Consider the following 14,977-nt stretch of genomic DNA (forward strand, 5'->3'; position numbering starts at 1 on the left):
GTGCTGTTTACGGTAATAACGTATTTGGTTTATGTTGTTTCTAAAATGCTTTATAAAAAAATGAACCTTGCTCTTTTTCATCCGCTATTGTTAGCGCCGATTCTATTAATTGCGATTATTTCTATCATGCATGTGTCCGCCAATGATTATATGCAGGGCTCCAAATTCTTATCACATATGCTTGCACCGGCGACAGTGGCCTTTGCGGTGCCGATTTATAAGAACCTGCCGATTATAAAAAAATATATGAAAACCATTGTTATCAGTATTACCACGGGAACACTGATGGCCATGATTTCCACATTTTTATTATCCAAATTAATTCATCTCAGTGATGATTTTATTGTGTCGATTCTTCCCCGGTCGATTACTACTCCGATTGCCATGGAGGTATCGAAAGAGATTGGCGGCTTGCCGACATTGACGACGGTTTTTGTGATTATCACAGGGATCGTGGGAGGAATCGTAGGTCCGAATGTGCTGAAATGGCTGTCTATCAAAACACCAATCGCCAAAGGGTTAGCCTTAGGGATGGGAGCGCATGGTGTCGGTACGAATAAAGCCTTGGAATATGGAAAACAGGAATCTGTCTTTTCCTCCTTAGCAATGATTTTTGCAGCTCTCTTTACACTCGTTTGGGGTTCTTTGATAAAGTCCTTTATTTAAAGCTTGAAAGATGGCTCGTCATCCAAACTATTTTTACTTCCCCCTCCAAACCATGTATAATAATTCGTATAAAGAGATGAGGGGGAAGATGAAATGGTCCAATCAATCAATACAAAAGTAGATTTAGTTATTGATGGAACCTCACATGTATTAGTTTCAGAGTATGGTAAGATTATGATTGGCGATAAAGGATTTGAATTCTATAATAAACGGGATGCCCGTAAGTATATTCAAATTCCTTGGGAGGAAATAGATTACGTGATTGCTTCCGTCATGTTCAAAGGGAAATGGATCCCGCGTTATGCCATTCAAACGAAGAAGAATGGAACATTTTCATTCTCATCGAAAGAGCCTAAAAAGGTGTTTCGGGCAATTCGTGAATATGTTGACCCTGATCGTATGGTTCGATCCTTAGGTGCTTTTGAAGTCATTAAACGCAATTTCAAGCGTAAGAAATCAAAAAGTTAATCGTTTTGAGTCCGGCGTGGATAGAGGTCTCTCGTTTTCCGGGGGGATATCGGGACAGGTTAACGAAGAAACAGTTACAGAAATGGCACAAGAAAAAATCCCTCTTGAAAGGGGAAAAACAGGGTGCTATAATAAGGAAAGAAGCTCATTAAAGTAATTGGAAAGCTTTTTATTTAGATAGATGGTTAAAACGCTTTCGAACATAATATAAATTAAATAAACACTTGCAATTATATTTTACGTGTTACTGATTCGATCAGGCATGAGTGAAAGGTAGTTATTAAAGCGAAGAGGAAGGACATCTCTGTCTTTTTATCTTCATTTAACCTGCTTTTTTCTCATGTCTTTTTTCATTGGTGCTGAAAGCGTTTTACAAAGCTTGCAAACATACTGCTTTAAGAGCTTGCCATATCTATTGAAGCCTTAACAAACATAAAAAGGAGGTTAAAAAGATGGTAGGAATTATCATTGCCAGCCATGGTGAATTTGCGACAGGTATCTTGCAGTCTGGAGCGATGATCTTTGGAGAGCAAGAGAATGTCAAGGCTGTTACGTTGATGCCGAGTGAAGGTCCGGATGACGTAAGAGCAAAAATGGAAGAGGCCATTGCTTCTTTCGACAATCAAGATGAAGTATTATTCTTAGTCGATCTTTGGGGTGGAACCCCCTTTAATCAGGCAAGCAGCTTGATGGAGGGACATGAAGATACATGGGCTATCGTTGCTGGGTTGAACTTAGCGATGGTAATCGAATCGTATGCATCGCGCTTTTCTATGAACACAGCGCATGAAATAGCGGCTCATATTATTGATACGGCGAAGGATGCAGTGAAGGTAAAACCGGAGGAATTAGAGCCGGAAGAATCTGCTGAATCTGCTTCTGCGTCTTCTGGAGCCAGTGCAGGAGCTCCCGGGTCATTTGACTACGTGTTAGCGCGGATTGACTCCCGCCTATTGCACGGACAGGTGGCAACGTCGTGGACAAGAAGTACATCGCCCACGCGTATCATCGTTGTATCAGACACGGTAGCAAAGGATGAATTACGTAAAAAATTGATTCAACAGGCTGCCCCGTCAGGTATCAAGGCACATACGGTTCCTATTCAGAAAATGGTGGAGCTCGCAAAGGATGATCAGCATTTTGGCGGACAGCGCGCATTGCTTCTATTCGAGAATCCTCAGGATGTATTGAGAGCTATTGAAGGCGGCGTTCCGCTGGATACGATCAATGTCGGATCGATGTCCCATTCTACTGGGAAAGTGCAGCCAAATAAGGTACTTGCCTTTGACCAGAATGATATCGATACGTTCAAAAAGTTGAAGGAATTAGGCGTGGATTTTGATGTGCGTAAGGTTCCAGCTGATTCATATGGGAATATGGATGAGATTTTGAGAAGAGCGCAAGCAGAATTAGACAGACAGAAATAATCCTAAATCATTAGAGGAAAAGGAGGATTAATCATCATGGATTTAACTATTATTCAAATAATATTAATTATTATTATTGCATTTATAGCTGGTATTGAAGGAATCCTGGACGAATTCCAGTTTCACCAGCCCATTGTTGCTTGTACGTTAATCGGTCTGGTTAGCGGAGAATTGACCGCATGTCTTATTTTAGGCGGCTCGCTGCAGTTTATTGCTTTAGGCTGGGCAAATATTGGTGCTGCTGTTGCACCGGATACAGCTTTGGCCTCTGTTGCTTCGGCAATTATTCTTGTTTTAAGCGGACAGGGGACGGCGGGGGTAAACTCAGCTATGGCGATTGCTATTCCTTTAGCAGTTGCAGGTCTGTTATTAACTATCATCGTTCGGACGCTTGCTACAGGGATTGTCCATTTAATGGATGCAGCGGCCAAGGACGGCAACATTCGAAAAATTGAAATGTGGCATGTGGTTGCTATCTGCATGCAGGGTTTACGTATTGCTATTCCGGCTGCATTGATTGTAGCTATCGGTGCAACACCGGTTAGAGAGATGCTCCAATCGATGCCTGACTGGTTAACAGAAGGCCTGGCAGTCGGAGGCGGAATGGTAGTAGCGGTTGGTTATGCCATGGTTATCAACATGATGGCTACCAAAGAAGTATGGCCATTCTTTGCCATTGGTTTCGTACTGGCGACGATTCCGGATATTACGCTTGTAGGCTTTGGCGGTATTGGTGTAGCACTTGCACTTATTTATATAGCACTTACGAAACAAGGCGGCTCCGGTGGCGGCGGAAACACTGGTGATCCTTTAGGCGATATTATTGATGACTATTAAAAAAAGGAGGACATGAAGATGGCACAAGAAGAAATCAAATTATCAAAAAGAGATCGTATTGCTATTTGGTGGCGCTCCACATTCCTTCAAGGTTCTTGGAACTACGAACGGATGCAAAATGGCGGCTGGGCATTTTCCATGATTCCCGCAATCAAAAGATTATATCAGACAAAAGAAGATCGTGCGGCTGCACTACAGCGTCACTTAGAGTTCTTTAATACACACCCTTATGTTGCTTCTCCGATTATTGGTGTAACGTTGGCACTTGAAGAAGAACGTGCAAACGGTGCTCCGGTGGACAATAAGGCGATTCAAGGGGTTAAGGTCGGAATGATGGGGCCGTTAGCAGGTATCGGGGATCCTATTTTCTGGTTTACCCTCAGACCAATTCTTGGTTCATTGGCGGCTTCACTTGCAGTGACTGGTAATATCCTTGGACCAATCATTTTCTTCGTAGCATGGAACTTGATCCGGATGGGATTCCTATGGTATTCACAGGAACTTGGTTACAAAGCAGGGGAAAAAATCACTGATGACTTATCTGGCGGATTGCTCCAGGATATTACCAAGGGCGCATCAATACTCGGTATGTTTATTCTCGGGGCATTGGTAAACCGATGGGTGGATGTCTCCTTTACCCCGACCGTCGCAGAAGTTCAGCTCGATGAAGGTGCTTATATTGAATGGGATAGCTTGCCTGGAGGAGCGGAAGGAATTCAGTCCGCATTGTTACAACAGGAAGAGGGCAGGTCATTGACCCAAACAGATGTCACGACGCTGCAGGATAACTTAGACAGTTTGATTCCTGGTCTTGCCGGGCTGCTACTGACACTCCTTTGTATGTGGCTGCTCCGGAAGAAAGTGTCACCAATCACGATGATTCTTGGATTGTTCGTAGTTGGTGTTGTATTCCATGCCATCAACCTGATGTAATAAATCTTTTTCAGATGATTTTTGACGATTAGATGTTATAAATAAAAAGGTGCCTCCTGGTATGATAAAACTATCAAATGAAGGAGGCGCTTTTTTATTCCATGCCAGAATCCAGAAGAAGACGTTAACGATATATAAATAAAGACAAATCTATTTTAGGAGGCCGCTATGCTTACTATTGGTTATATTGGAAACGGGAAAAGCACGAACAGGTATCATCTGCCGTTCGTAATGCAAAGAGAACATATCAAAGTGAAAACCATTTACCGGAGAACCCCTGCGAACGATAGCTGGGATAAACATGCAGGAGTGCATTACACTTCAGATTTAGAGGAATTGTTACGTGATGAGGACATTCAGCTTATTGTGATTTGTACAAAACATGACAGCCATTATGAATATGCAAAACAAGTATTAGAGCATAATAAGCACTGTTTAGTCGAAAAGCCTTTCATGGAAACCTCGGAGCAGGCAAAAGAAATTTTTGCATTGGCAAAGGAAAAAGAGTTGATTGTCCAGGCCTATCAAAACAGACGATTTGATAGTGATTTTTTAACTGTTCAAAAAGTGATAGAAGAAGGAAAGCTTGGGGACTTGCTGGAAGTGGAGATGCATTATGACTATTATCGTCCCGAAGTGCCGAAGTCTGCCGATACGTTTGACCCTAATGCATCATTTCTATATGGACATGGCTGCCATACCTTGGATCAGGTAATCAGCTATTTTGGCAAACCGGATAATATCCATTACGATGTGAAGCAATTATTAGGACAAGGAAGAATGAACGATTATTTCGATTTAGATTTATATTATGGCGAATTAAAAGTATCGGTGAAATCCAGCTATTTCAGACTGAAAGAAAGACCAAGCTTTGTTGTGCATGGTAAAAAAGGATGCTTTATCAAAGAAACGAAAGATCGTCAGGAAGAGCATCTAAAGTTATTCTATATGCCGGATAACGAGGATTTCGGCATCGATACGCTGCGTCATTATGGCGTACTGACGTATGTGGATGAAGAAGGAACGGTACATGAGGAAACAATGAAATCGGTAGATGGCGATTATGGGCGTGTATATGACGATTTATATGAAGCGGTTATCAATGGGCAAGATAAAACGATTACGGATGAGCAGACGTTGCTGCAGATGGAAATGTTGGAGACGGGGATTCAACATTTAAGGTAGCTGATGCTTTTGCATAAGTGCATAGAACTTGGATGAACAAGCTGTCTTGTTTATCCAAGTTTTTTTGGTGTGGAGAGCAAATAGCAGTATTTTGTCTACATTAACCCCCAATAATAATTGTTCTCCCTTTTGACTTTTGATTTACTCCATTAGTATTATCCTCTCTTCTGAATCATGTCTAAAAGGTATCTTTGCTTTGTGAATAATTTGTATCAAATTCCACTACATCACTTATATACTACACTATTTTTATAAAATAATAATGATGATTCTCTTATCTATATTAGTACGACAAACATGGCAATCAAGGAAGTAAATATTCCTTCAGAACGGATTGGAGGTAAGTATTTGAACGAAGGGCAGGAAAAAATGTTGAACCTTTTGGGTTAATAGGTTTTATATAGTTATAATTTTTTGCACTGCTACAGGGAACCAAGTTTGTCTGTATGGCACAGATTTATAAATCTATAATGAAAGCAGGGATGGAAAAGGGTGAAAAGCATGTTAACAAATAGACAAAAAGAAATTGCATCTATGTTGTTGAATTGTGAAAAGCCGCTACTTTATCGAGAATTAGCTGATAAATGTTCTGTATCACTTAGAACCATTAAATCAGATATGAAGGAAGTAAAGTATTGGTTTAAAAAGCACCAAGTAGATTTACAGTCACAACCGGTTAAAGGCCTTTGGATTACCAATTTAAATGAAAAAGAGAAAATGAAAATCTATCACAAACTCTTATTAGAGACAGTAGATGAAGAAATTTGGGGCGAAGAGGGACGCATACGCCGTATTGTCCTATTGCTAAGTTTACATCCCAGCAAGTATATTACGGCGGAATTCTTAGCTGATCAGTTACTTGTAAGCAAGCAAACGATTTATAAGGATATGAAAAAAGTTGAAAAACACTTGGCTGAAAATAATATAACGTTAAAGATGCTTCCTAGAAAAGGATACACGATTGCAGGAGAAGAAGTTGATATACGGCAGCACGCGGAATATTTACTAACATACAAAATTGTCATTGAGGAATCGTATAGACCAGAAATATATTTGAAATTTAAAGAAGAACTCACTTCCTTTTCACCAGATATGAAAAAGGTGGTTCTACTAATAGATGAAATACTGATGAAATCTATTAAACAATCATTGGTTGAATACCATCCTGCTTCTGTTAAGATTTTCACCCTATTTACAAGGTTAGTGATTTCGGTTTGTCGAGTAACGAAAGAAAATGCTATTCAATTAGGAAGAAATAATGATGAGATAGATATGTCCATGTCAACATTCGCAATGTTCGTCTATGCTGTTGCAAATGATGTTTTTGAACATTTCAACCTAGAGATAACTAATGATGAATTCATTTACATTTATAGAAATGCCTTATTAAATAATCACAACGAAGACCTGATCGAAATGACGAATAATATTATTCATTATGTGAGCAGAAGACTTTCCATTCCTTTTTATAACGATAGTACGTTACAAACAAACCTATTGTCCCATTTCTCTAATAAATTTACTGAAGAAAATGCCATTTTATTAGAGAATAACCCGTTTATGGAAGATCTTAAAACAAAGCATGATTATCTTTATCATCCTGTTAAAACAGCGTGTGAAAAATATATCGAATCACATAATTTTACGTCTGAAATGATTAGTTCATTTGTTACATTGCATTTTCTTGTATCAATGGAAACAACTTTTGAAAACAAGAAACCTTTAAAAGCACTCTATGTTTGTGCAAGCGGCAGAGGAGTGGCACGTGTTATAAAAAATCGTGTGGAAAAAGAAGTGCCGCGGATTAGAATCATTCAATATTGTGGCTTAGATGATTTAGAAGAGATTATGGAAAAGGATACGTTTGACATCATCATTAGTGTATTTCCAATTGAAACCGCTATACCAACGATATGGGTAGACCCGGTACCAAGCGAAAGTAATATTAAAGAGTTAAAGAACAAAGTAAGTGAATTAACTGGTGATAATCAAGTAATTGCACAGCAGATAATCAACAAAGGTGAAAGCAATATCGATGATCCAGAAGAATACTCCAGAGCAGTTATATTGGAAGCAATGGAACTATATTTGGGAATTAAGCAAGCTTTTAAAGGCAGAATCAAGCATAAAATGGAGGATGCTTTTCTAATGCATGTTTTCCTCATGGTTCATCGTATTAAATTCAGAATGGAATATGATCACCTTGTAAATACATCTTTTATAGAAACAGAAGATTATCGGAAAGTAGATGAAGTTTTTAAAAAACAAGGTCTGCAGGCCAATGCAGATGAGAAAAAAGCGATCCTATTCTATATTGAAAAGGAGGAAGCAAGCTGTGGGAAAGGTTACCATTATTAAAAATGGAATTGTATTTAACGCTGTTAATAAAGCGTTTACTAAAAAAGATGTCTATGTGAAAGATGATGAAATAATAGCTGAAGAAGATATTGAGGAAACAGATTTGCTGACAGAATGGGATGCAAAGGGAAGCTATGTTGCCCCGGGGTTTATAGATATGCATGTACACGTATTTGAAAATTTTGCTCAAATTGGGATAAATGCTGACAAAATCGGTATTAATCAGGGGGTTACAACAGTTGTTGATGCAGGAAGTACAGGGTATAAAGATTATGCTCAATTTAAGGATAAAATTATCAATCAACATACGACAGAAATATTGTCGTTATTAAATGTATCCGCCACGGGCTTAGTAGAGGGATTGGATGAATTGTCTGCTCCTGAAAAATTAATGAGTGAACGTGCATGGGAAACGATAAAAGCTTCAGAACTGGCTATTGTTGGGTTGAAAGCCAGAATGAGTCAATCGGTGGTCGGGAATCAGGGTATTCGCCCTTTGGAACATGCCCGCAAATTAGCTGATCAGACGGATACGCCCATCATGGTGCATATTGGCTCACCTCCTCCGCCATTAAATGAAATTCTGCCTTTATTAAAAAATGGTGATATTGTAACGCATGCTTTTCATGGCAAAAAAGGCGGGATTCTTGATGAAGATGGAGCTTTAATACCTGAAGCACATGAGGCGCTAGAGCGGGGAGTTAAATTTGACGTTGGTCATGGAACATCAAGCTTTTCATATCAAACAATTAAACGATTTAAAGAGAATTATAGTTATCCATTTACGATCAGTACAGATGTTTATGAAAAGAATTTTGAACAGCCAGTTGGCAGTTTAATGGATACCATATCGAAATTATTAGCAGTAGGATATGACTTAGAAGATTTAATCGAATCCGTTACAATTCTTCCGGCTAGAACGCTGTCTTTAATGAATTATGGATCATTGGAACCTGGAAAGAAAGCAGATATTACAATGTTTCATATTGAGAAAAAGGATAGAGAACTAATCGATTCACATGGTGAAGTGATGAAAGTAAATCAACGTTTAATTCCACAAACAACATGGAAAAACGGAAAGATTGTATATCAAAGGGGTTAAGAATGTGGAAAAAAAAGATCTAACTAACTATTTCATGAATAGTCAAGATCCAGATGTTTGTGAAAGTATTTACAATGATGCAGTGAACTATATAGATAGTAATGGATATGAAATAAAAGATGATCAAAGAGAAGCCTTATTAAATCACATATCTGAAATGGTGAAAAGAAATCAAAGAAAAGAAATAATGCAAGTAGAAGATAAAAAGTTATTTGAAGAAGTTTCGCAAGAGTCCATCAAACAAGCTAGAGAATTAGTAAAACAATTAGAACATATTTCAGATGATGAAACGTATTTATTATCGATTCATTTTGAAGTAGTTAAATATAATCAATCAAAATAAGGAGTGAGTTAAATGGTAAAAGTAGTTATTGCAGATAGACTTGGAAAAGGGCAAAACGTGGGAAAAGGTGTAGAAATTGCTGGAGGAGAAGCTATTGTAGTCCCGGGAATTGGAGCGGACATGAAGCTCGGCGATGAAATGAATAAAGTAGATGCGGATTTGGGAATTTCATTTTGCGGCAGTGGTGGAGCAGGAGCAATTACAGCACAAACGAAATATGGATATAAAGCAAGACATGGCATGCGTTCTATTGAAGAAGGAGTAACTGCCATTCGTGAAGGCTATAAAGTATTAGGGTTCGGGTTCATGGATGTAGAAGACCTGGGCAAACGTATCGTGGAAGAATACAAGAAAATACAAGGGGAATGAATCACATGATTGAAAACCAACATGTAACAATAACCGTTTCTGGAAAGGGAAGTACACAAGATGAGGCAGTTAGTCGTGCTTTAAGTAAAATTCAGAAACAGATATTTTCTGAGATTAATCAGCTTGTTATTCGTGCGGAACCAGAAAACATAGAAGAAGTGGAGGCAACTATGGAAGAATATACAGAACGTTTTTTCTTCTTTTTTATGCCGCGTAAAAAATTGAGTTGTCATGTGACGTTAAAAGTAGATGTAAACTTAAAAACAATCGATTCTGCCAAATTTAATTGGCAGAAAAAAGGTAGTCACCATCCATTAAGGAGGGGTATACGTGGGCGGAATCGTAGTTATTCTAATTAAATCATTAATTATTGGAGCGATTGTCGGTTTTGGCGTAGGTGCTGGTGCAGCAAGGATGTTCCATGCACCGAAGTCTCAATCAATGGGAGCATTCAGAACGATTGGCGAGATGAATGCCTGTGCAGGTGACCGTGCATCCCATTTTTCATTTGGACTGGGCTTCTTCTTTAACGCTTGGGCATCAGCTGTTGGAGCTGGCGCGCTTACGCAGGATGTAGATCATAGAATTATTCCCAATTGGTCTGTCGCCGTGCTTTTAAGAAAAGGAAAAACAATAGAAGAAACCATGCATAACCCTTTCAAAATGAGTATAGCGGGGGCGATCGTGGGAGCAATCGTTGTTGCTTTTTTAAGTACTACAACAGCATCTATTCCGGAGGGACTTAGAAATGTTGCGCTGGAAGTATTGGCTCCAGCGGCGGATTGGCTTATTAATATGGCTATGCCGGTCATATTTTGGTTAGCTGCATTAGATGCCGGAAAACGTTCTGGTTTTTGGGGGACGATATTTGGCGGACTAGCTCATATTATTATGGGTAATGCTGTTCCTGGTGTTGTACTAGGTATATTGGTAGGTAAGGGTGTGGATGATTCTGGATGGAATAACATCACAAAAATATTAATGACAGCTATTATTGTGCTGTTCATCTTAAGCGCCTTCTTTAGGGGAATTGATATAGAGCTGATTGAAAGTCTCAACCTTACTGTGCCAAATTGGTTACAAGGACTTCATAATTTAATAAACCCTTAGTGAGGAGGAAATAAAATGACTGATGGTCAACTAAGTGATGCGATGTATAAAAAGAGTTTTTGGTTTGCAGATTGGTCGTTCCCAATTTTTGTAGCACTTCTGTCATCTGGTATTTTTGCAGGTACGCATATGTATTACGTTTATAAAGTAGGTGCTTTTAATGAAGTAGCCATTGTAGCTTTGTTAGAAGCAGGTATGCAAGGATCTGGCTATGGTGCAGCGGCAGCATTTGGAGCTAGCTTTTTATTTGCACGTATACTTGAAGGCGGTTTAGTAGGAGTACTTGATATAGGTGGTTCGATACTAACTGGTGTAGGTATCGGAATACCAGCACTGCTTTTAGGTGCAGGAATTGTTTTACCACTAGAAAACTTTTTTGTCTCTTTAATAACGGGCTTATTAATAGGCGTGGTAATAGGCTATGTTGTTATTGGCATTAAAAAGTTTACGGTCGGAAAGGCTAATTCTACATTTGGCAGTGATGTGATGATGGGTGCAGGTAACTCGTCTGGCAGATTTTTAGGACCGTTAATTATTATTTCTGCTGCAACAGCATCCATCCCTGTAGGCTTGGGTTCTTTACTTGGAGGAGCATTCTTTTATTTATGGAATAAACCCGTTGCGGGCGGAGCAATCTTAGGTGCTATGGCAATCGGAGCATTTTTCCCAATTTAAAATGAATAGCAGCAAAGTATTCCAGTAGATGTTCTATGTTATTGCAACCCCAATCAGTGGGGGTGAAAAGAAAACCCTCACTGATTGAAGTTTCACTTTATAGAAACCATGTTAGATATGTAATCATAACTGAAAGGTTGATTAATTATGGATAATTCACTACATGACAGATATGGATTAAAACGTGTCATAAATGCAAGTGGCAGAATGAGTATTCTTGGCGTCTCTGCACCATCTGATACAGTGATGGATGCAATGAAAACAGGCGGACAAAATTATGTGGAAATTACTGATTTAGTGGATAAGTCAGGCGAATATATTGCGGATATGCTGGATTCAGAATCTGCTCTTATTGTAAATTCAGCATCAAGTGGAATTGTTTTATCTGTCGCTGGATTGGTCACTAAAGGAAATAGAAGGTTGAGTGAAAAGATACATCAAGAAAAAATCATGAAAAATGAGATTATCATGTTGAAAGGGCAAAATGTTCATTACGGTGCTCCAATTGAATCAATGATCTATCTTGGTGGAGGCGAGCTAGTGGAGGCAGGATATGCAAATGAAGGAAAACAAGAACATATCTCCGATGCTGTAAACGAAAATACAGCGGCTATTTTGTATGTAAAATCTCATCATGCCGTACAAAAGAATATGATTTCTGTTGAAGAAGCTGCAGAGGTTGCTAAAGAAAAGAATATCCCGTTTATTGTTGACGCAGCAGCGGAAGAAGATTTGGGAAAATATGTGAAAATTGCTGATCTGGCAATTTACAGCGGATCGAAAGCTATTGAAGGGCCAACATCGGGTATTGTGGCAGGGAAAAAAGATTATGTAGAGTGGGTCAAAACACAGCTTCATTATATTGGAAGAAGTATGAAGGTAGGAAAGGAATCTACATTTGGCTTACTGCAGGCATTGGATGAGTATTTTGTAAAAAAAGATAATAGTGAAGCTGAAAAGGCGAGTTTAGAAGTACTGCAATCATTAAATACAATGGAAGGTGTCACTGCAACGATCGTTCAGGACGAAGCGGGACGCTCTATCTTCAGAGCACGTATCACCATTGATGAAGCTGTTACAGCTATATCAGCTAAGGAAGTAACGAATCAACTAAAACATGGCGAAATTGCTATTTATACTCGTGATTATGGTGTGAGACAAGGATTCTTTGATATTGATCCACGACCGTTACAAGAAAATGATAGTCAAGTTATTTATAGTCGAATCGTTGACATTCTAGGAGGAAAAGAAGTATGAAGAAGATAGATAAATTTTTTTATAAGGACCGTGTTGCTTTAAACGTTCTGGCGAATAGTATTGAAAATGCAAAGGAAGTATATGAAGCAGGAGAGGGAAAGGTACTAATCGGCGTACTATCGAAGAATTATGATACGGTGGAAGAAGCAGTAAGCGCAATGGGAAAATATGATGAAGCAATCCATGGGGCTGTATCCATTGGTTTGGGTGCAGGTGATAACAGACAGGCTGCAGTGGTTGAAAATATTGTGAAATCATATGAAGGGAGTCATATTAACCAAGTGTTTCCATCTGTCGGTGCAACCAGAGCGAATCTAGGAGAGAAAGAGAGCTGGATCAATGCTTTGGTATCTCCATCAGGAAAAGTTGGTTATGTAACTATTTCAACTGGCCCGTTAAGTTCCAATGTCGGAGAACAAGCTGTTGTTCCAATAGAATCAGCTATAGCGTTAATGAAAGATATGGGAGGACATGCATTAAAATTTTTCCCTATGAAAGGTCTCGCTCACCAAGAAGAGTTCCGTGCTGTTGCTAAAGCTTGTGCAGAAGCCGACTTTGCTTTAGAACCAACTGGCGGCATTGACTTAAATAACTTTGAAGAGATTTTGACCATTGCTCTTGAAGCCGGAGTACCAAAAGTCATCCCTCATGTTTATTCTTCTATTATTGATAAAGAAACGGGTAAAACCAATATAGAAGATGTAAAAAAACTATTAGATGTTACGAAACAGCTAGTGAGTAAATATGCATAATGGATGGCTTGTTATGTATTGATAACGATATTGTGCGTTTAAGTTGAAAAATATCCTATCTGCTAGATTATAACTTGAGGATATATTAAATTTATTTGATTAAAATCAGGAATAAAGACACCAATCTTGTTAATTTAGCAAGTCTGGTGTCTTTTTATAATTCTTTATTTATTTTATTAGTTCGTGCAATTTATCCAAGGCTATGGTCAAACTTCCTAGAGAAGCTGAATCATTCGTAACTTTTGAAAACTCCAGTTGAAAATCGATTGGTGTTACTTGTTTGATGATTTGAAGCAATTCATTTCGTTTTGAATAAACGAGATGTGACAATTCTCCTCCAAGAATAAGTTTTTCAGGATTTAATAAGCTTATAATATTACCGATTGCAAAGCCTAGGTTGTTAATAATGGCTATGAGAATTTCTTGTTGGCTGGAGGAAAGTTGATTGTAAGATTGATGTTGGATAGAATATCTTAAGTCTTCTGGAAAAGCAAGAAGAGAAGCTTTATGGTCAAGTTCTCCAAATTCTCCATATTCATTTGGGGAGGTCAGCACATCATTTGGATATTTGAAGAAGCCAATTTCACCAGCTTTAAAATTTGCTCCCGTTATTAAGTGATTATTTGCTATAATTGCTGTACCAATACCATAACCAACATAGAGATATACAAAATTTTTGAGGTTTTGATTATGTTCGTTCCACTTTTCCAACATAGCCAAGCAATTTACATTATTGTTTATAAATACTTCACAATTGAAATGTTTAAGAATTAAATCCTTTAAGTTAATATTATTCCAATTTAATTCAGGGGCTTCGGAAACAATTCCATTCAAACTATCGACCATTCCAGGAACAGAACATCCGATTGCTAATAATTGACCTGAATCTAAATCATTTTCTTCTATCAGGGAATAAATAAAATTTATGATAATCGTGTCGTTGAATGGTTCTTCTACTTCTAGTTTTTTGCTTAACAGGATATCACCATTTAAATCAGTCAGACATCCATTAATAACGTTTTTTTTAAAACCCAGCCCAACTATATAGCCGTAATTTGCATTAAATCCTAGTTGAACAGCTCTTCTTCCACCTTCTTTTGTTGAATTAGCATGACCTAATTCCTGAAGTATATTTTGATCTACCAAATCGTTTACAATAGATGATACTGTAGATTTACTGAGCGATAAGCTTTTAGCGATAGCACTTCTGCTAATTGGTTGAGAATCCCGTACGGTTTTAATAATCAACTCTCGGTTCATTTTCTTAATTGTTTCAATATGGCCTTTTATCATTAGATACCTCCTCATAATATCTAGTATAAGCGAATTAACTTCTATTTATCTATCCTATAATCATACGCTAATAGTGAATTTTATCCAATTAAAAAATAGTCATAATGCTAAGTATGATTATTTAAACTATATACCACCCAAAAAGGGTTTGACAATTTATAATATTATGTAGTATATTGTATTTAATTAGTTTTAATCGAGA

General features: G+C 38.1%; 16 protein-coding genes. 15 read left to right on the forward strand and 1 reads right to left on the reverse strand.

The genetic code is table 11. The features are described 5' to 3' along the window. From BN997_RS00910 to dagF, 15 genes are all read left to right on the forward strand, one after another. Positions 1-666 carry an LrgB family protein gene (locus BN997_RS00910; RefSeq protein WP_338112898.1) on the forward strand — a complete coding sequence of 222 codons (666 nt, stop codon included), beginning with the start codon at positions 1-3 and terminating at the stop codon, positions 664-666. 93 nt (positions 667-759) lie between these two features. Next, positions 760-1,134 (forward strand): DUF956 family protein, encoded by a 375-nt coding sequence (locus BN997_RS00915; RefSeq protein WP_042528829.1) that lies wholly within the window; start codon positions 760-762, stop codon positions 1,132-1,134. Between the two features lie 452 nt (positions 1,135-1,586). Next, positions 1,587-2,561, forward strand: a complete 975-nt coding sequence (locus BN997_RS00920; protein WP_042528831.1) for a mannose/fructose/sorbose PTS transporter subunit IIA — start codon at positions 1,587-1,589, stop codon at positions 2,559-2,561. Between the two features lie 36 nt (positions 2,562-2,597). After that, a complete protein-coding gene (locus BN997_RS00925) occupies positions 2,598-3,398 on the forward strand; it encodes a PTS mannose/fructose/sorbose transporter subunit IIC (protein WP_042528833.1) in 801 nt (266 codons plus the stop codon). Positions 3,399-3,416: 18 nt separating this feature from the next. After that, positions 3,417-4,331 carry a PTS system mannose/fructose/sorbose family transporter subunit IID gene (locus BN997_RS00930; protein WP_042528835.1) on the forward strand — a complete coding sequence of 305 codons (915 nt, stop codon included), beginning with the start codon at positions 3,417-3,419 and terminating at the stop codon, positions 4,329-4,331. A 168-nt stretch (positions 4,332-4,499) separates the two neighbouring features. After that, entirely contained in the window at positions 4,500-5,516 is a 1,017-nt protein-coding gene (locus BN997_RS00935) for an oxidoreductase (RefSeq protein ID WP_042528837.1), read from the forward strand. 501 nt (positions 5,517-6,017) lie between these two features. After that, the gene (locus BN997_RS00940) at positions 6,018-7,874 is read left to right on the forward strand and encodes a BglG family transcription antiterminator (RefSeq protein ID WP_042528839.1); all 1,857 of its coding nucleotides are present in this window, start codon (positions 6,018-6,020) and stop codon (positions 7,872-7,874) included. Beyond that, on the forward strand, positions 7,852-8,976 hold the full coding sequence (locus BN997_RS00945; protein WP_042528841.1) for an amidohydrolase/deacetylase family metallohydrolase: 1,125 nt from the start codon (positions 7,852-7,854) through the stop codon (positions 8,974-8,976). Before BN997_RS00940 ends, BN997_RS00945 begins: the two co-directional genes overlap by 23 nt. Before the next feature lie 4 nt (positions 8,977-8,980). Further along, on the forward strand, positions 8,981-9,319 hold the full coding sequence (locus BN997_RS00950; protein ID WP_052484846.1) for a PRD domain-containing protein: 339 nt from the start codon (positions 8,981-8,983) through the stop codon (positions 9,317-9,319). Between the two features lie 12 nt (positions 9,320-9,331). Beyond that, positions 9,332-9,688 (forward strand): SFCGS family glycine-rich protein, encoded by a 357-nt coding sequence (locus tag BN997_RS00955; RefSeq protein ID WP_042528842.1) that lies wholly within the window; start codon positions 9,332-9,334, stop codon positions 9,686-9,688. 5 nt (positions 9,689-9,693) lie between these two features. Next, a complete protein-coding gene (locus BN997_RS00960) occupies positions 9,694-10,047 on the forward strand; it encodes a DUF4312 family protein (RefSeq protein ID WP_052484847.1) in 354 nt (117 codons plus the stop codon). Next, complete coding sequence (locus tag BN997_RS00965) at positions 10,019-10,798, forward strand: DUF4311 domain-containing protein (RefSeq protein WP_212929293.1); 780 nt, start codon at positions 10,019-10,021, stop codon at positions 10,796-10,798. The genes BN997_RS00960 and BN997_RS00965 overlap by 29 nt, the downstream gene beginning before the upstream one ends. 15 nt (positions 10,799-10,813) lie before the next feature. Beyond that, on the forward strand, positions 10,814-11,473 hold the full coding sequence (locus tag BN997_RS00970; protein ID WP_084612803.1) for a DUF4310 family protein: 660 nt from the start codon (positions 10,814-10,816) through the stop codon (positions 11,471-11,473). Positions 11,474-11,620: 147 nt separating this feature from the next. After that, positions 11,621-12,730, forward strand: a complete 1,110-nt coding sequence (locus tag BN997_RS00975; RefSeq protein ID WP_042528844.1) for a DgaE family pyridoxal phosphate-dependent ammonia lyase — start codon at positions 11,621-11,623, stop codon at positions 12,728-12,730. After that, positions 12,727-13,482: a 2-dehydro-3-deoxy-phosphogluconate aldolase gene (gene dagF / locus BN997_RS00980; RefSeq protein ID WP_042528846.1), complete on the forward strand. Its 756-nt coding sequence runs from the start codon at positions 12,727-12,729 to the stop codon at positions 13,480-13,482. The genes BN997_RS00975 and dagF overlap by 4 nt, the downstream gene beginning before the upstream one ends. A gap of 168 nt (positions 13,483-13,650) precedes the next feature. Here dagF and BN997_RS00985 read toward each other — a convergent pair whose 3' ends face one another. After that, on the reverse strand, positions 13,651-14,775 hold the full coding sequence (locus tag BN997_RS00985; RefSeq protein ID WP_042528848.1) for an ROK family transcriptional regulator: 1,125 nt from the start codon (positions 14,773-14,775) through the stop codon (positions 13,651-13,653). Positions 14,776-14,977: the final 202 nt, after the last annotated feature.

The sequence above is a fragment of the Oceanobacillus oncorhynchi genome, from assembly GCF_000821065.1.
GTDB lineage: Bacteria > Bacillota > Bacilli > Bacillales > Amphibacillaceae > Oceanobacillus > Oceanobacillus oncorhynchi.